Below are 26,830 nucleotides of genomic sequence, written 5' to 3'. Positions count from 1 at the left end.
TTTCCCATGCGATTTATCCCATTAGTGCCGTTGGTTATCGGGATGGCGGCGTTTTCCCTTGCCGGCTGTACGACCTACCACGACGTGGCATTGCAACAAAAAGAGGCGGGGCTCAATAGCCCGTATTACCTGCTGCAGCCGCCGGTCTATGTCGGCGACCAGTTGAAATATGGCCTGAAGGACGGCAGCGGCGGCGAGCTGACGGTGGCGAAGGTTGAACCTAAAGACATCGTCGCCGACAGTGGAAAAATCATTCCCCTGGCAGAGCTTTCTTTCCTGCAACGAAAAGACCTTTCCACGGGAAAAACCGCCGCGTTGGTTGGCGGCGGCGCGGTAGCCACCACGGCAATCGTCTTTGTGGCCGGGATAACCATTATGGCAGCAGGCATCGCCGCGTCGGCCTAATACAGCCCATCGACGCGCGCCGCCGAGCGTGCGCGCAGGAGGCACCATGTGCGTAACAGTGAAATTTATCGCCACCGCGCTGCTGGCCCTATTTGCCTTGCCGACGGTGCCTTGCGCCGGCGCCAGCCTGCCGGCGGCGGCCGAGCCGTTGCAAAGCGCGGCGACGCAAACGCTGCCCGGCAGCTACCCGCGGATCGTCATCACCGGCAACTGCCCCTTCGGCGTGATCCTGGCGAACGAGGCGGCCTATCGGCATGTCGTCGGCGTGGGGCCCTGGGCGTTCATGCATGCCGATAGGCATGTGTTGAAGGACATGAAGCCGGATATCGGCAGGATCACGTCCGATTTCATCAATAAGGACTATCGGGTCAACATGGAGTCGTTAATGAATCTGCGGCCCGACATCATTTATTACTACGGCAAAAGCCAGGACGATCGGCTGGAAAGGGCGGGCGTGATGACGGTCGATCTGGACGCCGGCGGGAAGACCAAATACCAGCCGATGGTTACCCAGGTGTATTGGGAAAATACCTTCGCCGACACCCTCGGCCTGCCGCGTACGCATAAATTCAAAGACGCCTGGGAAAAGACCCTGAAACAGATCCGCCCCTATGCCGCCGCCATCCGCGCGCAGCACGTCAGGGCGTTATATCTGGAAGAAAGCGACGGCAGGCAGCTGAAGGTGAGCGGCCCACACACCTACGGCGACACCTATCTGAAAATGGCCGGCATGGACAACGTCGCCGGGGATTTGCCGGTAAAAGGGGATGCCGGCAGGTACATCAACGTTTCGATGGAGCAAATCATGGCCTGGGACCCGGATGTGATTTTCGTGGTGTTCGGCAGCGCCAAAGCGCTGCTGCACGGGGGGATCCCCGGCCAGGCGTGGGAGACGCTCAGGGCGGTGAAAAACGGCAAGGTTTTCTCGACGCCGGTGGGCATTCACAACTGGGGGGGCCTGTCGGCGGAAACGTCACTGCTGCCGCTGTTTATGATCAACCGGTATGCCCCTGAAGACATTAGCGACAAAACGCTGCGGGAGGAGACGCGTCGCTATTATCAGACGATGTTCTCTTATGCGATCCCGGACCGGTTGCTGGATGAGGTGCTGGCGCAACGCTAGTGCCACGGTTGAATAGCGTGAGTTCGTTGGAGGAGCTTGGGGATGCCGGGCAGAGGAAAATATGTGGCGATCATGGCGGGATTGTTTATTTCGCTCTGTGTGGTCGCCTTCGCATCGCTGTTTGCCGGCCGCTACGCCTTGTCGGCCCATGACGTGGTGCAGATTTTATGGCAGGGGAACATGCCGGGGGAAAACCAGGCCCGCTATTCGGTGATTTTTAACCTGCGCGCGCCGCGGGTGGTGGCGGTGATGCTGGTGGGCGGCGGGTTGGCGGTCGCCGGCGCGACCTTTCAGGCGGTGCTGAAAAACGCGCTGGCCAGCCCGGACGTGCTGGGCACCTCTTCCGCCTCCGCCTTTGGCGCTGCGCTGGGCATTTTGTTGAGTTTGCCTTTTGCCCTGAGTTCCCTGCTGTCGTTTCTTTTCGGCGTGGTGAGCTTGCTGCTGGTGCTGGGCATCTGCCGCCTCAAACGCCGGCAGGATGCACTCACCACGATTTTGTCCGGCATGATTATCGCGTCGCTGTTTATCGCGTTTGTCTCGGTCATAAAATATGTCGCCGATCCGCAGGATACCTTGCCGGCGATCGTCTTCTGGCTGATGGGCAGCTTCGCTTCGGTAGCGAAAGCGCAGGTTTATTGGCTGATCCCGCTGTTTGCGGCGTGTTACCTGACTATCTACCGGCTCAGGTGGAACATGAACATTCTCTCGCTGGGAGACGACGAGGCGCGCATCGCCGGCCTGAATCCGCCTCGGCTGAAGATCCTGCTGCTGATCGCCGCCTCCCTGCTGGTTTCCGCCTCGGTGAGCTTGGCCGGCGTGGTGGGGTGGGTCGGCTTGGTGATCCCGCATTTGGTGAGAAGCGTGTTGGGGTATAACCACGGCCGCCTGATCCCCGCTTCGGCGCTGAGCGGGGCGCTGTTTTTGCTGGTGATCGACAATATCGCCAGAGGTGCCACCTATGCTGAAATCCCGATCGGCATCCTGACCGCGCTGATCGGCGCGCCACTTTTCGCTCTCCTTTTTGTTATGAGCAGCAAACATGATCACAGTTAACCAGCTGACCCTGGGTTTCAAGGGGCGAGAACCCCTTCTCGACAACGTCAGTTTTAATCTGGCGCGGGGCGAGATCCTCAGCGTGCTCGGGCCGAACGGCGCCGGTAAAACCACGTTGCTGAGACACATCGCGGGCCTGTGCCGGCCCCTGTCTGGCGGGTGCAAGATCGGCCGCATCGACAATCGGCCCGCCCGGTTGGCCTATGTGCCGCAGGCGAAAACGCCGCATTTCGCTTATGGGGTGCTCGATTTTGTCACTTTCGGCTGTGCTCGCCAGGCGGGGTGGTTCGCCAGGCCGCGGCGGCAAGATGTCGCCAGGGCGCAGGCGGTGTTGCATGCGCTGGAGATCGCGCCGCTGGCGCAGAAAAATATCAACCAGATCAGCGGCGGGGAACTGCAGATGTGTTATTTCGCCAAGGCGCTGGCGGCGGACCCCGACGTCATGATCCTCGACGAACCGGAGTCGAACCTGGATTTTTACAATCAGGCTAAAATGATCGAGATGCTCTGGCGCCTCGCCAAAGAGCGGCAGATGACGATCGTGCTGAATACGCATTTTCTGCATTATGCCGACCGCATCTCCGACAAGTGCCTGCTGATGAATAAGCGACAGTGCATGTTTGGCGATAAAAACGCCTTGCTGCAAGAGGATATCCTGGAGCGTTACTTCCAGGTACCGGTGAGAAAGTGCCGGTACGAATATGCCGGCGTCAGCGAAGAAACGTTCATTGTCGCGCTACCGCACCCCGCTTGAGCGCCGCCAGCGCGAGGGTGATTAAGGGATATCCCTCATTGCGGCCCCGCCGGCGGTTATTTAAGCTGAAAGAGAAATGCAACGGTGAATATGGAGATAATCATGACTGATTCAGTATCCAACGATCGTAATCCCACCCCGGATGTGGCGGAAGACAACGCGTTCTTCCCATCCCCTTACTCCCTCAGCCAGTACACCTCGTCCAAAACCGACTTCACGGGCGCCAGCTACCCGAACGCCTATCGCGGCGGCAAGTGGAAGGTGCTGATGATCGCCTCGCAGGAGCGTTACCTGCTGATGCAAAACGGCAAGTTCTTCTCCACCGGCAACCACCCGGTCGAGATGCTGCTGCCGATGTATCACCTGGATCTGGCCGGTTTCGAGATCGACATCGCCACGCCGTCCGGCGATCCGGTGAAGCTGGAGATGTGGGCGTTCCCGCATGAAGATAAAGCAGTCAAGGCCACCTACGAGAAGTACCGCAGCCAGCTCAAGCAGCCGAAAAAGTTGACGGAAGTGGTGAAGGATCTGGATGGCGGCAACTACCTCGGCGTTTTCATTCCCGGCGGCCACGGCGTGCTCAATGATATCCCGTTCAGCGAAGAGGTGAAAAAGACCCTGCACTGGGCGCATGACAACGATCGCTACGTGATTTCGCTGTGCCACGGGCCGGCCGGTTTGCTGGCGGCGGGCATCGGCGAGAACAAAGAGGATTTCCTCTATCGTGGCTATGAGATGTGCGTGTTCCCGGACTCGCTCGATACCGGCGCCAACATCGACATCGGCTATATTCCCGGTCCGATGCCCTGGCTGGTGGGCGAACGCCTGCGCGAGCGGGGCGTTAAGATCGTCAACGCCGACATCACCGGCAAGGTGCATAAAGATCGGCGCCTGCTGACCGGCGACAGCCCGCTGGCTTCCAACAACCTCGGCAAACTGGCGGCAGAGACGCTGCTGGCCGACGTCGCCACGCGATGAGCGACGAGATCGCGCAGCGCGCTTTCCAGACGGCGCTGGCGATGGACCACGAGCGAACCCTGTCCGCCATTCAGGGGCGGGTTCGCGCCTTCGCCGCGCCGTTCGGCTTCGATCGCTTTGTGCTGTTTTCCGCTTCCGCCACGGCGGAGGCGGGGATCGAGCATATCTACTGGGTCGAGGGCGACTGGTTCGGCGACGGCGAGGCCGTCGATGCGTTGACCTACGTGCGGCACTGCCCGGTGACCCGGCACATGCTGCGGGCCAGCGAGCCGTTCTTCTGGACTAAAACCCGGGCGCAGCAGGGCGAGCGCTATCGGATTGTGCGCACGCCGCGCGGCGCCGGCCTGCACGGCGTGCAGATCCCGGTGTTTGGCCCGGCCGGTTTGGAGGGGGCCGTCAGCCTGGGGGGCGAGCGCATCGATGCCTCGCCGCCGGTGCGGCTGGCGCTGTCGCTGGTGGGTACGGCGGCCTTTCAGGCGGCACGGCGGCTGTTCGCACCGGCGGCCGGCGAGGGAGAGGGCCGACTGTCGGCGCGTGAGCGCGAAGTGCTGAGCTGGACCGCCATCGGCCGGCGGCAGGCGGATATCGCTGCGATGCTCGGCCTGTCTGAACGCACGGTGGAAAACCACCTGCGGCGTATTCGCCAACGCCTCGGCGCCGCCACCACCGCGCAGGCGATCGGCGTGGCGATCCGCCTGGGGGAGATCGCCCCCGAGCGCCGTTAGCCCGTCGCCATTTGCCGCAGCAACCATTCGCGCAGCGCAATGATATCGGGGCGCTGCGCAGTTTCTTCAGTGGCCACCAGATAGTAGTTGGCGCCGGGTAACGACATCTCGAACGGCGCGGCCAGCACGCCGCGCTGCAACAAATCGCGCGCCAGCAGCCGGCTGGCGATCACCACCCCCTGGCCGGCCACCGCCGCCTGCAGCGCATGGGTTTCGTCGCTGAAGGTCAGCCCGGCTTCCACGTTCAACCCTTCCGGCCCGTAGCGCCGTCGCCAGTTTTCCCAGGTCGGCGCGTCGGCGGGCACCTGCCGATGTTCCACGTGAAACAGCGTCACCCGCTGCAAATCTTCGATGCGCTCCAGCGCCAGCGCCGGGCTGGCCACCACGATAAAACGATCCTCATGCAGCAAGGTGCAGTGCAGATCGCTTTCCGGTGTTTCGCGGTAGCGGATGGCGACGTCCACGGTGCGCTGGCTGAGATCGACCCGCTCGACGCTGGTGTGCAGGCGCAGATCGATGGCGGGAAACTCCGCCTTGAAATCGGCCAGGCGCGGCACCAGCCAGTGGGTGAGAAAATTGGAGGTGGTGGTGACGGTCAGCGCCGGCGGCTGCTGGGCGCGGGTGATTTGGGCGACGGACTGCTCCAGTGCGGCGAAGGCGCGCTGGGTGCCGGCATACAGGATCTCGCCGGTCTCGGTCAGGCTGACGCCCTGTGCGCTGCGCTCGCACACCCGGCATTCCAGCACCGACTCCAGCAGCTTGATCTGGTGGCTGACTGCCGTCGCGCTGACGCCCAGCGCCTCGGCGGCCAGCTTGAAGCTGCGGCAGCCGGCCACGGCGTGGAAGGCGCGCAGCGCGCCCAGCGGCGGCAAACGGGTTTTTCTCATGGCTGAATTATTCTCATCCAAGGCTGAAAACTATGAGTTTGTCTGAGCGATTATACAAGAGATAGGCTACTGACATGTGAACAGGGAAATGAATTTATTTCATCATTTCCATCATGTCGGGAGTGAACGATGAGCCTTTATATCAACAACGGTGCCCTGGGCGCCATGGCACACACGGGAGCGGCGGCGAGCGCCCTGGCGCTCAGCGTGCCGGCCGCGGCAGGCGCCTTGCTGCTGAAGACCGAAAATCTGCTGGGCATCGGCGCGACCCTGATGCTGCTAACGGCATTGGCGCTGGCGTTTCTCGGCGGCGCCGCACTGGCCCGTCTACGGCCGCTGCGGAACCGGCCTGCGCTGGCGATTCTCCGCTACGGCTTTTTACTGGCAGCGGTGGGGTGGCTATTGACGCTGCTGATGCTGTTCGGCGGCCATGATTGGCCGGCCCTGCTGGCGGGCATCGTCCTCGGCGGTCTGGGGCAGGGCGTCGCCTACCGCACGGCAGTGGGGGAGAAAGCGGCGTTCGCCGTGGCGTGCAGGCTGACGACGGTGGTGACTATCGTGGCCGTAGTGATTGCCGCTTCGCTGGTGCAAACCTATGCCGCGCCGGGGATAAAGGGAGCCTGTTTCGCGCTGGCGTTGCTTGTCGACCTGGCGCTGCTGGGGGCATTGATGGCGCGGGTTGCGGAGCGGGATGGGGCCTGAGACATTGCGGAGGACCAAAGGCCTGCCTGGGGGACAGGGTGGGTCTTTTGGTGTTTGTGGGGAATTGTTATCTGACGGTCGGCTTTGTACCAGAAGCGGACGTTGTCTTCCCCCTGGTTCGCTATTAAACAGATTGCAGTGCAGCTTATTCTTCCCTCTTATGTAAAAATGGCACTAACTGAAAGATGGCAATCCACCTCCTCATGTATATCTACCTCCACACATAGTCATTAATAAGGATGGATGAAGATGCTGAGAGGCAAAAGAGCTGTGATTACCGGTGGCGGCGGTGGATTTGGTCAGGCGCTGTGCGTGTGGTTGGCGCGAGAAGGCGTCGAGGTGGATTTTTGCGCGAGGCGTGCTGATGATATTAAAAAAACCTGTAACATCATCACGGCTGAAGGCGGGATTGCAAAAGGGTATGTCTGCGATTTAACCCAGCCTGATGCCATTTCTCAGTTTTCTTCACAGTTATTAACTTCAGACAAATCCATAGACATTTTGATTCTCAATGCTGCTCAGTGGCTGTCAGGATCGTTAGACGATCAACCAGACACAGAAATCATCAGTACTATAAGTTCAGGACTGACAGGTTCGATTTTACTGACTCAGGCATTACTGCCTGGGTTAAGGCGTTCAGAAAGCGCGGATATTGTCTCAATTATATCTTCCTGAGGGATTCCAAATTTTACGGATTCAATTGCGCATCCCGCTTTTTTTGCAAGTAAACACGGGCTTAGCGGGTTTACAAATAAACTTTCTCACCTGCTGTCCGAAGAGAATATACGTGTGACCGGGTTGTACCCCCCGGATTTCGAACTGACAGGGTTAGATATGTTTATCGATAGCCAATCCAAAATGGGGGAACGTTTAATGAATGGGCGCTCGATCTGGGAAACCATTCGTTTTGTGTTAGGTCAACCGCGTAGTTGCCATATAAGTAGCATCTACTTTGAAGGTCCCACTCGCGAAAAACTGGGAGATTAAGGCTCAATTTGGCGACGTTGAGCAGAGTGCTCAACGTCCGTTCCTCGCCCCATACCTCAAGGTAGAGTGTGCCATACCGAATAAGCCTCAGTGCGATGAAACAAATGCCGAGGCAGGCTGCGCGGGCGGAATGGCGAAGTGATGCTGCATACGCTTTATCTCCTCTGCCGGTGGCAGGCCAAACAGACGCTTGAATTCGCGGTTAAATTGCGATGGGCTTTCATAGCCAACGGCGTAACTCGCGGCGGCGGCGGTGATTTGTTGGCGCACCATCAGCATTCGTGCCTGGTGCAGGCGTACCGATTTCACATACTGCATTGGCGGAATCTGCGTTATCGCTTTGAAATGGCTATGAAAGGTCGGCACGCTCATGCCGGCCATCATCGCCAGCTGCGTCAGCGTTAACGGCTCCGCGTAAGCGGCATGGATGTGCTGCAACGCTTTACCGATTTTGCCAAATTGCCCCTGCAAGGCCAGCGCGGCACGCATTGCGTTGCCCTGTGCGCCTGTCAGCACGCGAAAATAAAGCTCACGCACCCGCGCCGGGCCGAGGATCGCCGCCTCAAGTGGGTTAGCCAGGACTTCAAGTAAGCGAAGTACGGCCATTTTTACCGCGCTGTCCATGGGGCTCGACATCATGCTTTGCGGCGTGACGGGAGGATGCGGGGCGCCATGCTGTTCAATCTGCAACATCAGTTCCGCGGCAAGCTGAAAATCCAGATGCATATAAATCGCCAGCAGCGGATGTGCTGCCGACGCGTCGGTTTCCATCACAAACGGCACCGGCACCGAAACCGCCAGGTAGTGCTGCTCATCATATAAATAGGTCTGTTGACCGAAATAGCCGCGTTTGCTGCCCTGGCAGACGATCACGATCCCCGGATCGTACAGCACCGGCGTTCTGGCAAGCGGGCGATCGGAACGCAAAATTCGCACATCAGGTAGGGCAGTGAGGTTGTATCCCTCTTGCACCGCAAGTCTATTCATCAGGGCAATCATGTCGGACATCCCACCACCTCATAAAATCAGGCAAGAAAAAGAGAAAATACGGCCTAAAAATGCGGCAGAACAGAGAATACCATGCAACCTTCTTGGTTCATGGGAGTTCTTTTTATGGCATCTGCAAAAACGATTTTAATCACCGGCGTCAGCAGTGGCTTTGGTCAGGCGCTGGCGCGGGAAGCCCTCGCCGTAGGGCATCGGGTTGTAGGGACGGTGCGCAACAGCGGAGCGCTGCAGGCTTTCGCCGCGCTCGATACGCAGCGGGCTTTTGGCTATCTGCTTGATGTCACGGACGATGAACGTATTGATGAGGTGGTTGGAGAGATAGAGTCCGCCGTCGGTCCGATAGATGTGCTGGTGAACAATGCCGGTTACGGCCACGAAGGCATTCTGGAAGAATCCCCGCTTGCAGAGCTGCGCCGCCAGTTTGACGTCAATGTGTTTGGCGCGGTGGCGATGATCAAAGCCGTGCTACCGGGCATGCGCCAGCGCCGTCGGGGCCACATTATCAATATCACCTCAATGGGCAGTTTCATTACCTTGCCCGGTATCAGCTATTACTGCGGCAGCAAATTTGCACTGGAAGGAATATCAGAAACCTTAAGTAAAGAGCTTGCCCCGTTCAACCTACACGTGACCGCCGTGGCGCCCGGCTCGTTTCGAACGGACTGGGCCGGGCGTTCAATGGTACGTAGCCCTCGCCGTCTCCCTGACTATGACGCGTTATTTGAACCTGTTCGTCAGGCGCGTCAGGAAAAAAGCGGCAAGCAACTCGGCGATCCGGTTAAGGCGGCTCACGCCATGCTGGCATTGATCGAGAGTGGGAACCCACCCACGCATCTGTTGTTAGGCAGTGACGCATTAAGTTTGGTGCGGCAAAAGCTCGAGGCGTTAGGTCAGGAAATTGAACAATGGGAGAAGCTCACCCGTTCAACGGATGGCTGAACGGTTTGGGGTAGCGAGAGTTCAGGGGATCACCGATTATGATCCGCCCAACAGCAAAAAGCCCGCTCAGGTTTCCCTGAGCGGGCTTCTCTAAATATGGCTCCTCTGACTGGACTCGAACCAGTGACATACGGATTAACAGTCCGCCGTTCTACCGACTGAACTACAGAGGAATCGTGTGAACGGGGCGAATAATAGCGAGGCGCCGTCGGCATGTCAAAGGCGGATTACACATTCTGTGACTGTTTGCTTACAGAATGCGCAACCCGTTGAGTTTTTTGGCAGATTTAGCCCTCGGGCGCCCGCTGCAGGCGCAGCTGATAGCGGTAAACGCCGGCGGTGAGCAGGTAATCCCGGTGCACGCTCGGGCTCCAGGAGTCGTCGCCGCCCACCCCCATGTGGAAGCCGTCCAGATGCAGCCAGGTGCCTGCTTCCGGCTGCAGCAGATGCTGGTGGCTGCAGGCCATCAGCTGTTGTAGGCCGTAGCGGCTGAGCGAGAAGTGGAAGCGGCCGTCGATGCGCCAGCCGCCGTAGCGCAGGCTGCGGGTATCGCAGCGCAGGCCGTTCTCGCCGGGGAAAATATACGGCGTGTGCAGATCCGCCAGCGGCAGGCGCCAGCGCCCGTGCTGCGCGGCCAGGCATCGATCCGGGTAGTTCTCGTGCGGGCCCAGGCCCAGCCATTCCGCCTGCGGCTGCACCGTCGCCAGTTGGCAGTGCAGGCCGATGCGCGCCGGCGGCGGCAGGGCGTCGGCCACCTCGACCTCCACGTTCACGCTCACCGCGCCCAGCGCGTCGAACAGCCACTGTTTGCGGCTGATCAGTAAAATCTGCCCGTCCACGCCGAACTGGTGTTCGCTCACCACCTGCACGCCGTTTTGCAGCGCATCGGCCTGCAGCCGCGTGCAGCGTTCCTCCAGCCGGTACAGGCCCGCCAGCTTCCAGCGTTCGACCCAGGCGTTGGGATCGATATGATCCGCTTCGCTGACGCCGATGTCGTTATCGATCGGCGCGCGCGCAAAGCCGTCGCGCAGCGGCGTCAGCAGCTGCGGCTGCTCATTCTGCCACCACTGCGTCAGGTGGCCGCTGCTGCGCTCGAAGCGCCAGCGCTGGTCGCCGTGGGTGAGCGTCAGCCCCTGATCGTCTTCAGCCAGCGTGGGCGGCACGCCCTGCGCCGGCGGCGGTGCGGGATGCAGCGCGCGCGGCACCCGCCACTGATCCCAGGCGCAGCGGTGGTGCGCTTCGGACCAGTCGGTGGCCTGCGGCTGCACCACCTCCACGTTCAGCCACAGCTCGCCGGGCTGATGCAGCATCGGCAGGCGATCGAGCAGGGTGAAGCGAGTGCTGCCCTGCGGCGGCAGCGCCAGATCGAAGCTGCCGCTGGCGCGCTCCACGCCGTCCAGCTCCAGCCGCCAGTTGAGCTGCTCGTTGTCGGTGTGGCGGAACAGGTAATCGCTGGTGACGGTCAGCGTCAGCGAGGCGGCGTCGAAGGTGAAGCGGAACAGCTGCTGCGCCCGCTGCGCTTCGAACAGCGCCGGGTGAGGGGTGCGATCCGCGAACACCAGCCCGTTCAGGCAGAACTGGCGATCGTTGGGGGTGTCGCCGAAGTCGCCGCCGTAGGCCCAGAACTCTTGGCCGTGCTCGTCGCGTTTGATCAGCGCCTGATCGACCCAGTCCCAGACAAAGCCGCCCTGCAGGCGCGGGTAATGGTGGAACGCGCGCCAGTAGCGCTCAAAGCCGCCGAAGCTGTTGCCCATCGCATGGGCGTATTCGCACAGGATCAGCGGCCGCTGTTCCTCCGGCAGGCCGATCCACTTGCCGATCGCCCATTTGGGCACCGCCGGGAACGGCTGATCCTGATCCACTCGCGCATACATCGGGCAGATGATGTCGGTAGCGGCGGTGTCGGCGCCGCCGCCTTCATATTGCACCGGGCGGGTCGGATCCTGGCTTTTCACCCAGCGGTACAGCGCGTCGTGGTTTACGCCGTGGCCGGACTCGTTGCCCAGCGACCAGATAATGATGCAAGGGTGGTTGCGATCGCGTTGCACCATGCGGGTGACGCGCTCGCTCATCGCCGGCAGCCACAGCGGATCGTCAGCCAACCGGTTCATCGGCTGCATGCCGTGGGTCTCGATATTGGCTTCGTCCACCACGTACAGCCCGTAACGGTCGCACAGCCGGTACCACAGCGGGTGATTGGGGTAATGCGAGCAGCGCACCGCGTTGAAGTTGTGCTGCTTCATCAGCAGGATGTCGTGGCGCATCGTCGCCTCGTCCATCACCTGGCCGTGGCGCGGATGATGCTCGTGGCGGTTAACGCCGCGGATCAGCAGCGGCTGTCCGTTGAGCTTCAGCAACCCGCCGCTGATTTCTACCTGACGGAAGCCGACGTCATAGGCCTCCACCTCGATAATCTCCCCCTCGGGCGAGAGCAGGGCGACGGTGGCGCGATACAGCGCGGGCGTTTCGGCGCTCCACAGCGCCGGGCGTTCCACCGGCAGGCGCAGCGTGGCGCGATCGTCATAGGCGCCGCGCTCGTCCACGATCTCGCTGCCGAGCGGCTGGGTGCGTTCGGCCACCCGCGTGCCGTCGCGCCACAGCTGAACCTGCACCTGCAGCGGGCCGGGCCGGTTGGCGCGCGCCGTCACCACCAGTTCGCCGCGGGTAAAGCTGTCATGCAGCGGCGTGGTGATGCGCACATCGCTCAGGTGCGCGGCGGGTTTGTGCAGCAGGCTGACGTCGCGGAAGATGCCGCTCATGCGCCACATGTCCTGATCTTCCAGATAGCTGCCGTCGCACCAGCGCAGCACCATCACCGCCAGCCGGTTTTCACCCGGCCGCAGCCACGGGCTGAGATCGAACTCCGCCGGCAGGCGGCTGTCCTGCGAATAGCCGACCCAGTGGCCGTTGCACCATAAATAGAACGCCGAGTTGACGCCGTCGAAGATAACGCGCGTCTGGCCGGCGGCCAGCCAGGCCGGATCGACGCTGAAGGTGCGCGAGTAGCAGCCGGTCGGGTTGTCTTCCGGCACGCGCGGCGGATCGACCGGGAACGGGTAGCGCACGTTGGTGTAGATCGGCGCATCGTAGCCGGCGAGCTGCCAGTTGCCCGGCACTGCCAGCGGGGCGGCGTCCGGCAGATCCTGCTGCAGCCAGCCTTCCGGTGCCGCCTCTGGGCGCGGGAAATAGCTGAAGCGCCACTCGCCGTTCAGCGACCGGCGGCTGGCGCTGGGGGCATCGTCGCGCGCGTCTTCCACCGTGCGCCAGCTGGCGAACGGCGGGTGAGCGTCCAGCCGGCGGTAGTGGGGGCAGGCCGGGTTTTGCCAGTCACGGCGGGCGAGGATTTCGGTCAGGGAAGCAAGGGGCGCAGCGGGCATCGGCGATCGTCCTGTCGGCTAGGTGATGCTCACCAAGATGCTGACCGGCGCATAAAAAGTAAAGCGGTTACACGCAACCTTGCAAGGGCGATCAAATAACCGTTAATGCGGTTCGCCGGCGCGGTAGATCCGCTGTGGGCGGCCGACCTTGCCGTAAATGATCTCGGCGCGCAGCTGCTGTGCGGCGGTACAAAACTCCAGATAACGGCGCGCGGTGGTGCGGCTGAGCCCCATTTTTTGCGCAACGCTTTCAGCGGTGTGGCGCGCGGCGGGTTCGGCGAACAGCGCGCGGATCTTGCCCAGCGTCAGCTCGTCGATGCCGGCGGGCAGCGTCGCCTGCTGTTCGCCGCGGGCGTAGGTGTTGAACATCTCGTCGATGCGGCGCTGGTTGAGGCGCGCTTTGTCCTTCAGCGCTTCGCGGCGTTGGCTGAAGCGCTGCAGGGTCTGGCTCAGCCGGTCATAGGCCAGCGGTTTGATCAGGTAGTCGAACACGCCGTAACGCAACGCCTCGGCCACGGTGGCCATGTCGCTGGCGGCGGTGATGAACACGATGCCGCCGCGATACCCGCTCAGCGTCAGTTCGCGCAGCAGGGTGATGCCCTGGCCGTCCGGCAGAAAGTTGTCCAGCAGAATCAGGTCCGGCTTGAAGCGCTCGGTCATGGCGCGCGCCTGCGCCAGGGTGCCGGCCAGCCAAATCTGGCGGCAGCCGCCGTTCTGGCGGATAAACTCCGCGTGCATTTCCGCCAGCGGCGTTTCGTCTTCAACGATCAGGATGTTCAGCCATTCCATAATGAAACCTACTATTGCAATCAAGATGCTAAATGAATGTAAGTAAATTGCGGCGCCAAATAAAGATTATCTCAATAATAAACACCATAAGATTAATTAAGTAAATAAAGAACATTAAATAACTTATTAACCGGAATCGGTTTGTGAAATAGGTCAATAATCGGCGTTTTTTTTCTGTTTACCATTGATTTATCGAACGCGAGATGGCGTTTATCTCCATGGTTTTTAAGGTTTTAATTATTCTTGTTGATGTTAATTAAAATGCTTTTTTGTATTTAATTTGTTGTTTGTCAGTTAACCCAGAGAGCGTGTTATGTTAGGCGATGCCGTATTTAATCGGGTAAAGCGATCGGATCATAAAGCGATTTCGGAAATAAGCGCCTTCTTGCGCAGTAACGATCTGAATATCGACACCACGGTTGAAATATTTATTACCGTTACCCAGCACGACAAATTGGTCGCCTGCGGCGGTATCGCCGACAATATTATCAAATGCGTCGCCATCAGTCCGCTGATGCGTGGCGAAGGGTTGGCGCTGGCGCTGGCGACCGAGCTGGTGAACCTGGCCTACGAGCGCCATCACACCCAGCTGTTTATCTACACCAAGGTGCAGAACGAGCCGCTGTTCCGCCAGTGCGGTTTCTACCCGATCGCCACCGTGCCGGGCATCGTGGTGCTGATGGAAAATAGCCCGTGCCGCCTGAAGCGCTACGCCGCCCAACTGGCGAGCCAGCGCCGGCCGGGCGACACCATCGGCAGCATCGTGATGAACGCCAACCCCTTCACCCGTGGGCATCAGTATCTGGTGCGTCAGGCGGCCAAACGCTGCGACTGGCTGCACCTGTTTCTGGTAAAGGAAAACACCTCGCGCTTCAGCTATGAAGACCGGCGCCGGCTGGTGCTGGCCGGCACCGCCGATATCCCCAACCTCACGGTACACGAAGGCTCGCAGTACGTGATCTCGCGCGCCACCTTCCCCTGTTACTTCATCAAGGATCAGGGCGTGGCCGACGACTGTTACACCGAAATCGATCTGAAGATCTTCCGCCAGTATCTGGCGCCCGCGCTGGGCATCACCCACCGCTTCGTCGGCAACGAGCCGTTCTGCGCGGTGACCGCGAAATACAACCGCGACATGCGTTACTGGCTGGAAACGCCGGCGCTGCCCAGCCCGCCGATCGCGCTGGTGGAAATCGAGCGTTTGCAATATCAGGGCACGGCGATCTCCGCCTCCTGGGTGCGCAAGCTGCTGGCGGCGGGGGACTTCCACGCCGCCGCGCCGCTGGTGCCGCCGGACACCCTGTACTACCTGCAGGATCTGCAAACGCAGCGCCGGGCCAAGGCGGCCCCGCATCCTTTTGAGTCCGCACAATCAGGTGAATGATGAAAATTATCCGAGAAGCAATGGCCGGCACGCTGGAATCCAGCGATGTCATGGTGCGCATCGCGCCCGCCGAGGGGCCGCAGCACGATCTGTTGATCGCCAGCAGCGTGGAAAAACAGTTCGGCGCGGCGATCCGTCGCACCCTGCTGGAGGTGCTGCAGCGCTATGAGGTGGAGCCGGTGCAGGTGATCGTCGACGACAAGGGGGCGCTGGACTGCGTGCTGCGCGCCCGGCTGGAAACCGCGCTGATGCGCGCCTGCGAGGGCGGCCAACTGCCGTGGGAGGCGAAAGATGAAAACGCTGAATAAAACCCGGCTGCGCCGCAGCATGCTGTTCGTTCCCGGCGCCAACGCGGCGATGGTCAGCAACGCCTTTATCTACCAGGCCGATGCGCTGATGTTCGATCTGGAAGACTCGGTGATCCTGCGTGAAAAAGACGCGGCGCGCCGGCTGGTGTACCACGCGCTACAGCATCCGCTGTACCAGGAGGTGGAAACCATCGTGCGCGTCAATGCGCTCGACTCCGCCTACGGCCTGGCGGACTTGCAGGCCGTGGTGCGCGGCGGCGCGGACATTGTGCGCCTGCCGAAGACCGACAGCGCGCAGGACGTTGTCGACATGGAGCGCGAGATTGCCGCCATCGAAGCAGCCTGCGGGCGGCCGGTCGGCAGCACCGGGCTGCTGGCAGCGATCGAATCGGCGCAGGGCATCACCAACGCGGTGGCGATCGCGCACGCTTCGCCGCGGCTTATCGGCATCGCGCTGGGGGCGGAAGACTATGTGCGCAACCTGCGCACCGAACGCTCGCCGGAGGGCATTGAGCTGCTGTTCGCCCGCTGCTCGCTGCTGCAGGCGGCGCGCGCCGCCGGCATTCAGGCGTTCGACACCGTGTATTCCGACGCCAACAACGAGGCCGGCTTCCTGCAGGAAGCGGCGCTGATCAAACAGCTCGGCTTCGACGGCAAATCGCTGATCAACCCGCGCCAGATTGAGCTGCTGCACAACCTGTACGCGCCGACCGCTAAAGAGGTGGCGCACGCGCAGCGGGTGGTGGACGCCGCTGAAGCAGCGGAGCGGGAAGGGCGCGGCGTGGTGTCGCTCAACGGAAAAATGGTCGACAGCCCGGTGATTGAACGCGCCCGGCTGGTGCTGGAGCGCGCCGCGCTGTCCGGCTTGCGGGAAGAACCGGCGCAGCACGGGGAGGAAGCATGATGAACCGCCAACAACGATTGATGACCTTCGCCAACCCGGCGGATCTGCCGGGCTATCAGGACGTGTCCAAAGCCAACCTGCAGGCGCGCAAACCGCGCGATCTCAAGCTGTGCGATTCCTTGCAGGAAGCGGTGCGCCGCAGCGGGCTGCAAGACGGCATGACCATCTCCTTCCACCATGCGTTTCGCGGCGGCGATCTGGCGCTCAATCAGGTGATGGAGACGCTGGCGGCGATGGGGTTCCGCAACCTGACGCTGGCCTCCAGCTCGCTGACCGACTGCCATGCGCCGCTGGTTGAGCATATCCGCCACGGCGTGGTGAGCCGCATTTACACCTCCGGGCTGCGCGGCCCGCTGGCGGACGCCGTATCGCGCGGGCTGCTGGCGGAGCCGGTGCAAATTCACTCGCACGGCGGCCGGGTCAACCTGATCGAATCCGGCGAGCTGAAGATAGACGTGGCCTTCCTCGGCGTGCCGGCCTGCGATGAGTTCGGCAACGCCAACGGCTACAGCGGTGAAGCCTGCTGCGGCTCGCTCGGCTATGCGCGGGTGGACGCCGAGGCGGCGGGCACCGTGGTGCTGCTGACCGAGCAGCTGGTGCCGTATCCGCATCATCCCGCCAGCCTGGCGCAGGATCGGGTGGATCTGATCGTGCAGCTGGAGCGGGTGGGCGATGCCGACAAGATCGGCGCCGACGCCACGCGCATGACTTCGAACCCGCGCGAGCTGCTGATCGCCCGCCGCGCCGCCGAGGTGATCGCCGGTTCCGGCTACTTCACCGAAGGGTTCTCGCTGCAAACCGGCACCGGCGGCGCCTCGCTGGCGGTGACCCGGTTCCTGGAGGATAAGATGCGCGCCCGCGGCATTCGCGCCGCGTTCGCCCTCGGCGGCATCACCTCGACCATGGTGGATCTGCACGAGAAAGGGTTGATCGGCAAGCTGCTGGACGTGCAGAGCTTCGATCGGGCGGCGGCGACCTCGCTGGCGCGCAACCCGCGCCATATCGAAATCAGCGCCAACCAGTACGCCAACTTCAGCTCCAAGGGCGCGTCGGTCGATCGGCTCGACGTGGTGGTGCTGAGCGCGCTGGAAATCGACACCGGCTTCAACGTTAACGTGCTGACCGGCTCCGACGGCGTGCTGCGCGGCGCGTCCGGCGGCCACTGCGACACCGCCGCCGCCGCGCGGCTGGCGATCATCGTCGCGCCGCTGGTGCGCGGGCGCATCCCGACGCTGGTGGAGCAGGTGACCACCTGCGTCACGCCGGGTTCCAGCATCGACATTCTGGTGACCGACCATGGCATCGCCGTCAACCCGGCGCGGCCGGAGCTGGCGCAGCGCCTGCGGGAGGCCGGGCTCGAGGTGGTGAGCATCGACTGGCTGCGCGCCCGCGCGCTGCAGCTGACCGGCGAACCGCAGCCGATCGCCTTTACCGACAAGGTGGTGGCGGTGGTGCGCTACCGCGACGGTTCGGTGATCGACGTGGTGCATCAGGTGGCGGAGTAAGCGATGGCCGCCGTCGATCCCCAACTGGCCGCCGAACGCGCGGTCAGCCTGCCGGCGCTGCTCACCAGCCGCGAATGCCGCCAAGCGCGCCAGCAGGCGTGGCTGGCGCAGCACGAGTGCACGCTGCTGGTGCTGACGCTGGTGGTGCCCGGCCCGGTGAAGGACAGCGCGTTGACGCGCGGCATCTTCAACCTGGGGTGGGCGGCGCTGCTGCGGCTGTGCGCCGAACAGGGTTGGCCCAGCCCGCAGGCCGAGGCGCTGGCGCTCGCCACCGGTTGCGAAGGGTTTGTGGCGCTGCGCGCCGATGCCCAGCGGGTGAAAGACTGCGCCATGCAGCTGGAGGTGAGCCGCCCGATCGGCCGACTGTGGGATATCGACGTGCTGGATACGCAGGGGCGCATTTTGTCGCGCCGCGACATCGGCCTGCCGGAACGGCGCTGCCTGTTGTGCGGCCAACCGGCCAAGATCTGCGCCCGCCAACGGAGGCATAGCAGCGAGCAGCTGCTGCATGAAATGGAAAGGATGTTCAACGATGCGATCTCTGCCGATTAATCTGCCTGCCCGCCGCATCGAGCCGGCCTGCGGCTTCGCCCGCGCCGCTTTCCGCGCGCTGCTGGTGGAGGTCAACCTCACGCCCAAACCGGGGCTGGTGGATCGCCATAATACCGGCGCCCACCGCGACATGGATCTCGGGCACTTCTACCGCAGCGCCCGCGCCATCGGCGTGTGGCTGCCGCGCTTTATCCAACGCGGACGGGAAGACGCGGCTTTGCCGGCAGAGCAGCAGCTGGCGCGGCTGCGGCCGCTTGGCCTGGCCTGCGAAAACCAGATGTTTCGCGCCACCGGCGGCATTAACACCCACAAGGGCAGCGTGTTCTCACTCGGGTTGCTGTGTACCGCCTTCGGCCGCCTGCAGCAGCAGGGCCGCGCCATCGGCGCAGAAGCGCTGTGCGCCGAGGTGGCGGCGATGTGTCGGGGGCTGGTGGAGCGTGAGCTGCGGCGCAACAACGCCGGGCAGACCGCCGGCCAGCGGCTGTTCGCCGCGCACGGGCTGAGCGGCGCACGCGGCGAGGCGGAGTCCGGTTTTCGGTTGGTGCTTGACGGCGCGCTGCCGCTGTATCGGCAACGGCTGGCCGCCGGTGGCGACGAACAGCGGGCGCTGCTGGACAGCCTGCTGTGGCTGATGGCCCACAACGACGACACCAACGTCGCCTCGCGCGGCGGCCTGCACGGGCTGCGCTGGCTGCGGCGCCGGGCGGCCTTGCTGCTGGCGCAGGGCGGCTCGGCGGGGGAAGCGGGCCTGGCGCGCCTGCGGCGCTTCGATGCTGACTGCATCGCCCGCAACCTCAGCCCCGGCGGCAGCGCCGACCTGTTGATAGTGACCTGGCTGCTGGCGCAGCTGGGTGCCCAAGAATAATAACCAAGCCTTCAGGAGAGTCCCTATGTCCCAAACCCAGGAAAAGATCTGGAAAGCGATAGCGCCGCTGGCGGTGCTCGCGATCCTGTTATTGATACCGGTGCCCGACGGCATGCCGCCGCAGGCGTGGCACTACTTCGCCATCTTTGTGGCGATGATCGTCGGCATGATTCTGGAGCCGATCCCGGCCACCGCCATCAGCTTTATCGCGGTAACCGTCAGCGTGCTCAGCGCCAACTGGGTGCTGTTCGGCGCGCAGGAGCTGGCGGAGCCGGGCTTCAAGGCCGGTAAAGAGGCGCTGAAATGGGGGCTGGCGGGCTTCTCCAGCACCACCGTCTGGCTGGTGTTCGGCGCCTTTATCTTCGCGCTGGGCTACGAGGCCACCGGGCTGGGGCGGCGCATCGCGCTGTTCCTGGTGAAGTTCATGGGCAAGCGCACGCTGACGCTGGGCTATGCGGTGGTGATCATCGATATCCTGCTGGCGCCGTTCACGCCGTCCAACACCGCGCGCACCGGCGGCACGGTGTTCCCGGTGGTGAAAAACCTGCCGCCGCTGTTCGATTCTTTCCCTAACGATCCCTCCTCGCGCCGCATCGGCGGTTACCTGATGTGGATGATGGTGGTCGGCACCAGCATCAGCTCCTCGATGTTCGTCACCGGCGCCGCGCCGAACGTGCTGGGCATCGAGTTCGTCGGCAAGATTGCCGGGGTGCACATCAGCTGGATGCAGTGGTTCCTGGCGTTCCTGCCGGTCGGCCTGCTGCTGCTGATCATCGCGCCGCTGATCTCCTACTACCTGTACAAACCGGGCGTGACCCACAGCAGCGAAGTGGCCGCCTGGGCGGATACCGCGCTGGGGGAAATGGGCAAGCTGACGCGCAAGGAGTACACCCTGATCGGCCTGGTGCTGCTCAGCCTGTGTCTGTGGGTGTTCGGCGGCAAAATGCTGGACGCCACCGCGGTATGCCTGCTGGCGGTGTCGCTGATGCTGGCGCTGCACGTGGTGTCGTGGAAAGAGATCACCAAATACTCCAGCGCCTGGAACACGCTGGTTAACCTGGCGACGCTGGTGGTGATGGCCAACGGCCTAACGCGCTCCGGCTTTATCGACTGGTTCGCCCAGACCATGAGCACCCACCTGGACGGCTTCTCGCCGAACATGACGGTGGTGGCGCTGGTGCTGGTGTTCTACTTCGCCCACTATCTGTTCGCCAGCCTGTCGGCGCATACCGCCACCATGCTGCCGGTGATCCTGGCGGTCGGCAAAGGGCTGCCGGGCGTGCCGATGGAACAGCTGTCGATGCTGCTGGTGCTGTCGATCGGTATCATGGGCGTGCTGACGCCGTACGCCACCGGGCCGGGGGTGATCATCTACGGCTGTGGTTACGTGAAATCGAAAGACTACTGGCGCCTGGGCGGCATTCTCGGCGTGGTGTACATCGCCGCGCTGCTGCTGATCGGCTGGCCGATCATGAGCCTGTGGTACTGAGTTGAAGCCACGCGGCCACCGCCCGGTGGCCGCGGTTACGATCCTTTCCCGTGAACCCTGTCACACACTTGTCACACTAACCCCGCCATCATACGCAGGCAAACGCTAACACCTTAAAAATAATCATTTTCCGGGAGCCTCTGCGGATGAGAAAAAAAACGTTATTGCTGTGCCTGCCTTTGTTATTCACCGGGAATGCGCTGGCGGACGCCGGCGGTTATCAACTGGAGCAGGTGCTGGTGATGAGCCGCCATAACCTGCGCGCGCCGCTGGCCAACAACGGCAGCGTGTTGGCGCAGTCCACGCCGAAGGCTTGGCCGGCCTGGGAAACGCCGGGCGGCCAGCTGACCACCAAGGGCGGGGTGCTGGAAGTGTATATGGGGCACTACTTCAACGCCTGGCTGAAGCAGACCGGCCTGTTGCCGCAAGAGGGCTGCCCGACCGCCGGCAGCGTGTACGTCTACGCCAACAGCCTGCAGCGCACGGTGGCCACCGCGCAGTTCTTCAGCAACGGTGCGTTCCCTGGCTGCGACGTCAGCGTGCACCATCAGGACAAGATGGGCGAGATGGATCCGACCTTCAACCCGATCATCACTGACACCAGCGAAGCCTTCAACCAGCAGGCGCTGGCGGCGATGAACGCCGCGCTGGGATCGCTGAAGCTGGACGCCTCTTACCAACAGCTGGCGAAGATCATCGACTACAAGGATTCCGCCGCCTGCAAGACCGACAAACACTGTGACCTGACCAAAGAAGCCAGCGTGATGAGCGCGGTGCCGGGCAAAGAGCCGGGCGTCTCCGGCCCGCTGCGGGTGGGCAACTCGCTGGTGGACGCCTTTATGCTGCAGTATTACGAAGGTTTCCCGATGAAAGAGGTGGCCTGGGGCAAAATCGCCACCCCGCATCAGTGGAAGCAGCTGGCGCAGTTGAAAGACGGCTATCAGGATTCGCTGTTCACCTCGCCGGTGGTGGCGCAAAACGTCGCCAAACCGCTGCTGACCTACATCAACAACGCGCTGCTGGGCGAGCGCAAACCGGACGCGCCGAAGTTGACGGTGCTGGTCGGCCACGACTCCAATATCGCCTCGCTGCTGTCGGCCATGCAGTTCCAGCCGTATCAGCTGCCGCAGCAGTACGAGAAAACGCCGATCGGCGGCAAACTGGTGTTCCAGCGCTGGCGCGACGCGCAGAGCGACCGTGAATTGCTGAAGATTGAGTACGTCTATCAGTCCACCGAACAGCTGCGCAAGGCGACGCCGCTGACGCTGCAAACCCCGCCGCAGCGCGTGACGCTGGCGCTGAAAGGCTGCCCGATCGACAAAGACGGCTTCTGTGCCTGGAGCGATTTCGAAAAGACCATGAAAGGCATCTTGTAATGCCCGGCCTCTCTTCCGATCGCGGGGGAGAGGCATAGGCGCGGCTGCCGGGGGATTGTGCTTGAATCCCCTCAACCGATCACCTAGCATTTCGTTAGGTGTAACGGGGAGAGAAAACCATGCGACCATCCATTGTTCTTGCAGAACATCGCCAGGCGATCCGAAAAACGGTTGGGCTGTTCCCTGCGGCCAATCCGCGGATTTTCGGCTCGGTGCTGCATGGCACCGATCGGGAGGGCAGTGATTTGGATCTGTTGGTCGATGCGTTGCCGGGTGCCACGTTGTTTGATCTGGGAGGGCTGCAGTCGGAACTGGAAGCGCTGCTGGGCATTCAGGTGGATCTGCTGACGCCGCTCGATTTGCCGCCGACCTTTCGTCAGCAGGTTTTGGCGGAGGCCCAACCGGTATGAAAGATGCGCGGTTGGTCGATTATCTGAGCCACATGCAACAGGCGGCGCAGGATGCCTGTGATTTCGTTGATGGCTTGGCGGCGGCAGATTTTATCGAAGATAAACGCACTCAGCAGGCGGTCATTATGAGCCTGATTATTATCGGTGAAGCCGTGACGAAAATCATGGATGGCAGCCCCGCGTTTACGCAACGCCATCCTGAAATCCCCTGGCGAAACATGCGCGGCATGCGTAATCGCATTGCGCACGGTTATTTTGATATCAACCTTGAAGTGGTCTGGGCGACGGTGCAAACGGCGTTGCCGGAACTGCTTACACAGCTGTTGGCGGTACGCCAGGATGCTGAGAAGTTAAACGACGGTGATTAAGCTTTCTTTGGACAGTGACTCTGGTTCCTGCCGGAGCCCCACTTTTATCCGCAATATCGAATTTTTCACGCCGGACGGCTATCCGGGCCAGGTGGCGTGCTGCCATTTTGCACTGGCGGAGTATCGCGACGAGCGTTTTCCCGAGGCGGGCTTTGCGCTGCCGGATCATCTGGCGCGCGCGGTGCCGAAGCGCCGTGCGGAGTATCTGGCCGGGCGTGTTCTGGCGCGGCAACTGTTGGCGCCGCTCGGTTTTGCCGATTTCACCCTGGCGCGCGGCGAAGATCGCGCGCCGCAGTGGCCGCCGGGTATCGCCGGGGCGCTGAGCCATAATTCGGATACCGCGTTGTGCGCCGTACACCGCGAGAGCGGGCTGGGTGGCGTTGGGTTGGATGTGGAGACGCTGCTCTCCGACGTGCGGGCGGAGGAGCTGTGGGGGGCGATCGTTTCGGCGGGGGAGCGCGAGGCGTTACTGCGCGAGGCGCTGGCGTTCAACGAACTGCTGACGCTGACGTTTTCCGCCAAAGAGAGCCTGTTCAAGGCGCTTTATCCGCAGGTGCGCTGTTACTTCGATTTTCTCGATGCGCGCATGGTCGCCGTGGATACGCAGCGGCAGACGTTTGTATTAGCGTTGCTTAAGACCTTGACGCCAAATTGCCCCGCCGGCCGCCGGTTTAACGGGCGTTTTTGGCGTGAAGGTGACGATGTCACGACTTTTATTTTTTGCTAAAACATAATAATAACAGTGTGTTATTTCTTGCGGCACCGTAACGCGGATGTGCCGCGGCGGGCGGAAAGATTCATTCATCGGAGATTGACCCACGGTGGGGTTCCGGTGTAGTTTATTCTCCTTTTTATAGCTAATGATAATTATTCGCATAAACATTATCATTGGTAAGGCGCAACAAAGGAGTGGTCTTGTGGCGACACTGACGACAGAAAACCAAACCTTCCCCGGGTTTGTGTACGCCGAACAATCGACCTTTTTGTACCGGTCCGAATTCCGGTCCCTCTCCGCCGACGGTGTGTTTGAGCGTATCGAAACGCCGGCGTTCGGCGGCGAGCAGGAAGGCAGCGCGCTGACGCAGCATATTCGCCAGGCGCTGACGCGCGCCAAAGCCGCCGGCCAAGAGACGCCGGTGGTGGTGGGCGCCATTCCGTTCGATACGCGCCGGCCTTCCTGCCTGTACGTGCCTGAAAACTGCCAGTTTGTCGCCAACGACAGCTTTACCCGCGCCGCGCGCCCGATGCTGCAACAGCCGCATCGCCTGGCCGCCTGCACCAGCATTCCGGACGAACCGCGCTTCAAGCATGCGGTGGCGGAAGCGGTCAGCCGCTTTAAACAGGGCAAGCTGGACAAGGCGGTGCTGTCGCGCATCCTCGACATCGAGCTGGAGCAGCCGGTGGCGGGCCACCAGATCCTCAATAACCTGATGGTGCAGAACCCGACCGGTTACCACTTTTCCCTGCCGCTGGCCGATGGCGGCGTGCTGATCGGCGCCAGCCCGGAGCTGCTGATCCGCAAGCAGGGCGGCGAGATCCACACCAACCCGCTGGCGGGCTCGGCGCGCCGTCAGGACGATCCGCAACAGGATCGCCTCGGCAGCGAGCGCCTGATGCGCTCGACCAAAGACAAATACGAACACAAGCTGGTGATCGACGACATCCGTCGGCACCTGGCACCGCTGTGCGCCAGCCTGAGCGTGCCCAGCGGCCCGTCGCTGCTCAGTACCGGCACCATGTGGCATTTGTCCACCCGCATTCGCGGCGAGCTGCTGAACCCGAATCTCAACGTGATGCAGTTGGCCTGTCTGCTGCATCCGACGCCGGCGCTGTGCGGCTTCCCGACCGAGAGCGCCCGCCAACTGATCGCCGATCTGGAACCGTACGATCGCGGCCTGTTCAGCGGCATCGTCGGCTGGTGCGACGCCAACGGCGACGGCGAGTGGGCGATCGTCATCCGCAGCGGCCTGCTGCGCGGCAACCGGGTGCGGCTGTTCGCCGGCGCGGGTATCGTCGCCGCCTCGACGCCGCAGTCCGAGTGGCTGGAAACCGCCGCCAAACTGGGCACCATGCTTAACGCTTTCGGCCTGAACAGCGGCGCGCTGTAGGGCCACTTTGCGGCGCAGCGCGCGCCGCATCCTATCCTTTTCGCAGGAGACAACGATGAACAACAACATGACCCGGCTGTGCGCCCGGATGGCGGTGTGCGCATGAGCATTCAGATGGATTTCACCGGCAAACGCGTGTGGGTGACCGGCGCGGCGCGCGGCATCGGCGAGCAGATCGCCCGGCATTTTTTAACGCAGGGTGCCGAGGTGGTGGGGTTTGACCGCGAGTTCGCCAACCCGGACTTGCCTTACCCTTGCGTGACGCTGGACATCAGCCGGCCGGAGCAGGTGGAGGCGGTGTGCCGCCAACAGCTGGCGGAGAACCCGCAACTGGACGTGTTGGTCAACGCCGCCGGCATTCTGCGCATGGGCAATACCGAAGATCTGAGCGTGGATGACTGGCACCAGTGCATCAACGTCAATGCCTCGGGGGCGTTTTACCTGTTCCGCGCCGTGCTGCCGCACTTTAAGGCGCAGCGCAGCGGGGCGATCGTCAGCATCGGCTCCAACGCCGCGCACGTACCGCGCGCGCAGATGGCGGCCTACTGCGCCTCCAAGGCGGCGCTGACCAGCCTGAACCACTGCGTGGGGCTGGAAATGGCGCCGTTCGGCGTGCGGTGCAATCTGGTGTCGCCGGGCTCGACCGACACGCCGATGCAGCGCGGCATGTGGCAGACCGACGATGCGCAGCAACGCACCATCGCCGGCTTCCCCGAGATGTTCAAGCTGGGGATCCCGCTGGGCAAAATCGCCCGTCCGGACGAGATCGCCAACGCGGTGTTGTTCCTGGCCTCCGACCTGGCCAGCCACATCACCATGCAGGACATCGTGATCGACGGCGGCGCGACGCTGGCCGCCTGAGTCAGACCCGCTGGCGGCGCAGCAGGTGCTGCGCGCCTTCCGCCGCCAGCAGCAGCACCGCCAGCCAGATCGCCAGATAGGTTGGCCATTCGCTTTGGCTGATGCTCTCGCCGAGCAGCAGCGCGACGATCACCAGCAGCACCGGTTCCACATAGCTCAGCAGGCCGAACAGGCTGAACGGCAGCAGGCGGCTGGCGAGGATATAACACACCAATGCCACGGCGCTGATGACGCCGAGTAGCGGAATGCGCCAATACAGCTCGGCATTGATCGACAGTGCCGCCGCGCCGCCGTCGCCGAAGGCGAACCAGGCCGCCGCCGGCAGCATCAGCGCCAGCTCGCACCACAGCCCGCCGAGATTATCGGTGCCGAAACGCCGCCGCAAAATAAAGTAGAGCGGATAGCCCAGCGCCACCACCAGCGTCGGCCATGATACGCCGCCCGCCTGATACAGCTCATTGCCCACCCCCACCATGGCGCACGCCACCGCCAGCTTTTGCAGCAGCGACAGCCGATCGCGGTAGATCAAACGGCCCGCCAGCACCATGGTCAGCGGCAGCAGAAAATAGCCGAGCGATACGTCGAGCGCCTTGCCGTGCAGCGGCGCCCACAGGAACAGCCACAGCTGCACCCCCAGCAGCGCCGAGGTGAGCAGCAGCCCCAGCAGGCGCTGCGGCCGTTGGCCGATCCAGGCCAGCGTGTCGCCCACTTTGCGCCAATCGCCGGACAGCGCCATGAACAGTGTCAGGAACGGCAGCGTCAGCAGCGTGCGCCAGCCGTAGACCTGTTCGCCGTTCAGCGGGGTGAGGGTAGAGGTGAAGTAATACATCGCGCCGAACAAGATGGAGGCGACGACCGAAAGAGTGATGCCCTTAATCACACGCATTCCTGGTGAGTGATTGATTTTATGGCGGCTACTGTAGAGAAATTTGCCGCCAACGACAATGGCGTTGCCGGGCGCTGGACAATCGGC

26 protein-coding genes, 1 tRNA gene and 1 pseudogene are annotated in these 26,830 nt (G+C 62.4%); 22 read left to right on the top strand and 6 right to left on the bottom strand.

All coding sequences use genetic code 11. The features are described from left to right. Positions 1-6: 6 nt before the first annotated feature. The 6 genes from ACMGGW_RS14680 to ACMGGW_RS14655 all read left to right on the top strand — a co-directional run bounded on the left by ACMGGW_RS14680 (position 7) and on the right by ACMGGW_RS14655 (position 5,038). Positions 7-405, top strand: a complete 399-nt coding sequence (locus ACMGGW_RS14680; RefSeq protein ID WP_025303469.1) for a hypothetical protein — start codon at positions 7-9, stop codon at positions 403-405. Between the two features lie 46 nt (positions 406-451). Continuing rightward, a complete protein-coding gene (locus ACMGGW_RS14675; protein WP_025303468.1) occupies positions 452-1,528 on the top strand; it encodes an ABC transporter substrate-binding protein in 1,077 nt (358 codons plus the stop codon). A 42-nt stretch (positions 1,529-1,570) separates the two neighbouring features. Further along, positions 1,571-2,581 carry a FecCD family ABC transporter permease gene (locus tag ACMGGW_RS14670; RefSeq protein ID WP_049209236.1) on the top strand — a complete coding sequence of 337 codons (1,011 nt, stop codon included), beginning with the start codon at positions 1,571-1,573 and terminating at the stop codon, positions 2,579-2,581. After that, positions 2,568-3,335 carry an ABC transporter ATP-binding protein gene (locus tag ACMGGW_RS14665; RefSeq protein WP_197832543.1) on the top strand — a complete coding sequence of 256 codons (768 nt, stop codon included), beginning with the start codon at positions 2,568-2,570 and terminating at the stop codon, positions 3,333-3,335. The genes ACMGGW_RS14670 and ACMGGW_RS14665 overlap by 14 nt, the downstream gene beginning before the upstream one ends. Positions 3,336-3,437: 102 nt before the next feature. Then, positions 3,438-4,313 carry a glyoxalase III HchA gene (gene hchA / locus ACMGGW_RS14660; protein ID WP_197832544.1) on the top strand — a complete coding sequence of 292 codons (876 nt, stop codon included), beginning with the start codon at positions 3,438-3,440 and terminating at the stop codon, positions 4,311-4,313. Then, positions 4,310-5,038 (top strand): PA1136 family autoinducer-binding transcriptional regulator, encoded by a 729-nt coding sequence (locus ACMGGW_RS14655; protein ID WP_089181100.1) that lies wholly within the window; start codon positions 4,310-4,312, stop codon positions 5,036-5,038. The genes hchA and ACMGGW_RS14655 overlap by 4 nt, the downstream gene beginning before the upstream one ends. Here ACMGGW_RS14655 and ACMGGW_RS14650 read toward each other — a convergent pair. Beyond that, complete coding sequence (locus ACMGGW_RS14650; RefSeq protein ID WP_089181099.1) at positions 5,035-5,925, bottom strand: LysR substrate-binding domain-containing protein; 891 nt, start codon at positions 5,923-5,925, stop codon at positions 5,035-5,037. The two genes, ACMGGW_RS14655 and ACMGGW_RS14650, sit on opposite strands and share 4 nt — an antisense overlap. 129 nt (positions 5,926-6,054) lie before the next feature. Here ACMGGW_RS14650 and ACMGGW_RS14645 point away from each other — a divergent pair, with 129 nt between their 5' ends. Together ACMGGW_RS14645 and ACMGGW_RS14640 are read left to right on the top strand one after the other, a co-directional pair. Continuing rightward, complete coding sequence (locus ACMGGW_RS14645; RefSeq protein ID WP_049203295.1) at positions 6,055-6,627, top strand: hypothetical protein; 573 nt, start codon at positions 6,055-6,057, stop codon at positions 6,625-6,627. 249 nt (positions 6,628-6,876) lie between these two features. Then, positions 6,877-7,614, top strand: a pseudogene (locus ACMGGW_RS14640) (SDR family oxidoreductase). An 87-nt stretch (positions 7,615-7,701) separates the two neighbouring features. Here the strand turns inward: ACMGGW_RS14640 and ACMGGW_RS14635 are convergent. Next, complete coding sequence (locus tag ACMGGW_RS14635) at positions 7,702-8,622, bottom strand: AraC family transcriptional regulator N-terminal domain-containing protein (protein WP_197832545.1); 921 nt, start codon at positions 8,620-8,622, stop codon at positions 7,702-7,704. A 105-nt stretch (positions 8,623-8,727) separates the two neighbouring features. On the opposite strand from ACMGGW_RS14635, the gene ACMGGW_RS14630 reads away from it, so the two are divergent. Further along, positions 8,728-9,561, top strand: a complete 834-nt coding sequence (locus ACMGGW_RS14630; protein WP_197832562.1) for an oxidoreductase — start codon at positions 8,728-8,730, stop codon at positions 9,559-9,561. 97 nt (positions 9,562-9,658) lie between these two features. Here the strand turns inward: ACMGGW_RS14630 and ACMGGW_RS14625 are convergent. The 3 genes from ACMGGW_RS14625 to dpiA all read right to left on the bottom strand — a co-directional run bounded on the left by ACMGGW_RS14625 (position 9,659) and on the right by dpiA (position 13,727). Then, positions 9,659-9,734, bottom strand: a tRNA-Asn gene (locus ACMGGW_RS14625). 114 nt (positions 9,735-9,848) lie between these two features. Next, positions 9,849-12,938: a beta-galactosidase gene (locus ACMGGW_RS14620; protein ID WP_197832546.1), complete on the bottom strand. Its 3,090-nt coding sequence runs from the start codon at positions 12,936-12,938 to the stop codon at positions 9,849-9,851. 102 nt (positions 12,939-13,040) lie between these two features. Next, complete coding sequence (gene dpiA / locus ACMGGW_RS14615) at positions 13,041-13,727, bottom strand: two-component response regulator DpiA (RefSeq protein WP_089196040.1); 687 nt, start codon at positions 13,725-13,727, stop codon at positions 13,041-13,043. A gap of 313 nt (positions 13,728-14,040) precedes the next feature. On the opposite strand from dpiA, the gene citC reads away from it, so the two are divergent. The 13 genes from citC to dhbA all read left to right on the top strand — a co-directional run bounded on the left by citC (position 14,041) and on the right by dhbA (position 25,857). Next, positions 14,041-15,111, top strand: a complete 1,071-nt coding sequence (gene citC / locus ACMGGW_RS14610) for a [citrate (pro-3S)-lyase] ligase (protein ID WP_004940809.1) — start codon at positions 14,041-14,043, stop codon at positions 15,109-15,111. Beyond that, positions 15,111-15,419 carry a citrate lyase acyl carrier protein gene (gene citD / locus ACMGGW_RS14605; RefSeq protein ID WP_004940811.1) on the top strand — a complete coding sequence of 103 codons (309 nt, stop codon included), beginning with the start codon at positions 15,111-15,113 and terminating at the stop codon, positions 15,417-15,419. Before citC ends, citD begins: the two co-directional genes overlap by 1 nt. After that, a complete protein-coding gene (citE, locus tag ACMGGW_RS14600; protein WP_016927085.1) occupies positions 15,403-16,323 on the top strand; it encodes a citrate (pro-3S)-lyase subunit beta in 921 nt (306 codons plus the stop codon). The genes citD and citE overlap by 17 nt, the downstream gene beginning before the upstream one ends. Continuing rightward, positions 16,323-17,828 (top strand): citrate lyase subunit alpha, encoded by a 1,506-nt coding sequence (gene citF / locus ACMGGW_RS14595; RefSeq protein ID WP_028130661.1) that lies wholly within the window; start codon positions 16,323-16,325, stop codon positions 17,826-17,828. Before citE ends, citF begins: the two co-directional genes overlap by 1 nt. A gap of 3 nt (positions 17,829-17,831) precedes the next feature. Then, a complete protein-coding gene (gene citX / locus ACMGGW_RS14590; protein WP_049204979.1) occupies positions 17,832-18,380 on the top strand; it encodes a citrate lyase holo-[acyl-carrier protein] synthase in 549 nt (182 codons plus the stop codon). After that, complete coding sequence (gene citG, locus ACMGGW_RS14585; RefSeq protein WP_060433535.1) at positions 18,361-19,245, top strand: triphosphoribosyl-dephospho-CoA synthase CitG; 885 nt, start codon at positions 18,361-18,363, stop codon at positions 19,243-19,245. The genes citX and citG overlap by 20 nt, the downstream gene beginning before the upstream one ends. Before the next feature lie 25 nt (positions 19,246-19,270). Next, complete coding sequence (locus ACMGGW_RS14580; RefSeq protein ID WP_004940821.1) at positions 19,271-20,734, top strand: anion permease; 1,464 nt, start codon at positions 19,271-19,273, stop codon at positions 20,732-20,734. A gap of 146 nt (positions 20,735-20,880) precedes the next feature. Continuing rightward, positions 20,881-22,110, top strand: coding sequence for a bifunctional glucose-1-phosphatase/inositol phosphatase (gene agp / locus ACMGGW_RS14575; RefSeq protein WP_099817420.1), 1,230 nt, complete (start codon positions 20,881-20,883; stop codon positions 22,108-22,110). A gap of 119 nt (positions 22,111-22,229) precedes the next feature. Further along, positions 22,230-22,520: a nucleotidyltransferase family protein gene (locus tag ACMGGW_RS14570; protein WP_049204986.1), complete on the top strand. Its 291-nt coding sequence runs from the start codon at positions 22,230-22,232 to the stop codon at positions 22,518-22,520. Further along, positions 22,517-22,888, top strand: coding sequence for a DUF86 domain-containing protein (locus tag ACMGGW_RS14565; RefSeq protein ID WP_043143151.1), 372 nt, complete (start codon positions 22,517-22,519; stop codon positions 22,886-22,888). Before ACMGGW_RS14570 ends, ACMGGW_RS14565 begins: the two co-directional genes overlap by 4 nt. A 7-nt stretch (positions 22,889-22,895) precedes the next feature. Continuing rightward, positions 22,896-23,615: a 4'-phosphopantetheinyl transferase family protein gene (locus ACMGGW_RS14560; protein ID WP_313246235.1), complete on the top strand. Its 720-nt coding sequence runs from the start codon at positions 22,896-22,898 to the stop codon at positions 23,613-23,615. Between the two features lie 190 nt (positions 23,616-23,805). Further along, a complete protein-coding gene (locus tag ACMGGW_RS14555) occupies positions 23,806-24,996 on the top strand; it encodes an isochorismate synthase (protein WP_197832549.1) in 1,191 nt (396 codons plus the stop codon). Positions 24,997-25,098: 102 nt separating this feature from the next. Then, entirely contained in the window at positions 25,099-25,857 is a 759-nt protein-coding gene (gene dhbA, locus ACMGGW_RS14550; RefSeq protein WP_025303452.1) for a 2,3-dihydro-2,3-dihydroxybenzoate dehydrogenase, read from the top strand. A 1-nt stretch (position 25,858) separates the two neighbouring features. Here the strand turns inward: dhbA and rarD are convergent, their stop codons facing one another. Further along, positions 25,859-26,737 carry an EamA family transporter RarD gene (gene rarD, locus ACMGGW_RS14545; protein WP_060447888.1) on the bottom strand — a complete coding sequence of 293 codons (879 nt, stop codon included), beginning with the start codon at positions 26,735-26,737 and terminating at the stop codon, positions 25,859-25,861. Positions 26,738-26,830: the final 93 nt, after the last annotated feature.

It is taken from the genome of Serratia sp. BNK-4 (genome assembly GCF_048685115.1).
GTDB classification, from domain to species: domain Bacteria; phylum Pseudomonadota; class Gammaproteobacteria; order Enterobacterales; family Enterobacteriaceae; genus Serratia; species Serratia bockelmannii.
This window is presented reverse-complemented; position numbering and strand designations above follow the sequence as displayed.

Coding starts and splice junctions, on each gene's coding strand:
- ACMGGW_RS14680 (WP_025303469.1), top strand. CDS start 7: ATGCGATTTATCCCATTAGTGCCGTTGGTTATCGGGATGGCGGCGTTT.
- ACMGGW_RS14675 (WP_025303468.1), top strand. CDS start 452: ATGTGCGTAACAGTGAAATTTATCGCCACCGCGCTGCTGGCCCTATTT.
- ACMGGW_RS14670 (WP_049209236.1), top strand. CDS start 1,571: ATGCCGGGCAGAGGAAAATATGTGGCGATCATGGCGGGATTGTTTATT.
- ACMGGW_RS14665 (WP_197832543.1), top strand. CDS start 2,568: ATGATCACAGTTAACCAGCTGACCCTGGGTTTCAAGGGGCGAGAACCC.
- hchA (WP_197832544.1), top strand. CDS start 3,438: ATGACTGATTCAGTATCCAACGATCGTAATCCCACCCCGGATGTGGCG.
- ACMGGW_RS14655 (WP_089181100.1), top strand. CDS start 4,310: ATGAGCGACGAGATCGCGCAGCGCGCTTTCCAGACGGCGCTGGCGATG.
- ACMGGW_RS14650 (WP_089181099.1), bottom strand. CDS start 5,925: ATGAGAAAAACCCGTTTGCCGCCGCTGGGCGCGCTGCGCGCCTTCCAC.
- ACMGGW_RS14645 (WP_049203295.1), top strand. CDS start 6,055: ATGAGCCTTTATATCAACAACGGTGCCCTGGGCGCCATGGCACACACG.
- ACMGGW_RS14635 (WP_197832545.1), bottom strand. CDS start 8,622: ATGTCCGACATGATTGCCCTGATGAATAGACTTGCGGTGCAAGAGGGA.
- ACMGGW_RS14630 (WP_197832562.1), top strand. CDS start 8,728: ATGGCATCTGCAAAAACGATTTTAATCACCGGCGTCAGCAGTGGCTTT.
- ACMGGW_RS14620 (WP_197832546.1), bottom strand. CDS start 12,938: ATGCCCGCTGCGCCCCTTGCTTCCCTGACCGAAATCCTCGCCCGCCGT.
- dpiA (WP_089196040.1), bottom strand. CDS start 13,727: ATGGAATGGCTGAACATCCTGATCGTTGAAGACGAAACGCCGCTGGCG.
- citC (WP_004940809.1), top strand. CDS start 14,041: ATGTTAGGCGATGCCGTATTTAATCGGGTAAAGCGATCGGATCATAAA.
- citD (WP_004940811.1), top strand. CDS start 15,111: ATGAAAATTATCCGAGAAGCAATGGCCGGCACGCTGGAATCCAGCGAT.
- citE (WP_016927085.1), top strand. CDS start 15,403: ATGAAAACGCTGAATAAAACCCGGCTGCGCCGCAGCATGCTGTTCGTT.
- citF (WP_028130661.1), top strand. CDS start 16,323: ATGAACCGCCAACAACGATTGATGACCTTCGCCAACCCGGCGGATCTG.
- citX (WP_049204979.1), top strand. CDS start 17,832: ATGGCCGCCGTCGATCCCCAACTGGCCGCCGAACGCGCGGTCAGCCTG.
- citG (WP_060433535.1), top strand. CDS start 18,361: ATGCGATCTCTGCCGATTAATCTGCCTGCCCGCCGCATCGAGCCGGCC.
- ACMGGW_RS14580 (WP_004940821.1), top strand. CDS start 19,271: ATGTCCCAAACCCAGGAAAAGATCTGGAAAGCGATAGCGCCGCTGGCG.
- agp (WP_099817420.1), top strand. CDS start 20,881: ATGAGAAAAAAAACGTTATTGCTGTGCCTGCCTTTGTTATTCACCGGG.
- ACMGGW_RS14570 (WP_049204986.1), top strand. CDS start 22,230: ATGCGACCATCCATTGTTCTTGCAGAACATCGCCAGGCGATCCGAAAA.
- ACMGGW_RS14565 (WP_043143151.1), top strand. CDS start 22,517: ATGAAAGATGCGCGGTTGGTCGATTATCTGAGCCACATGCAACAGGCG.
- dhbA (WP_025303452.1), top strand. CDS start 25,099: ATGAGCATTCAGATGGATTTCACCGGCAAACGCGTGTGGGTGACCGGC.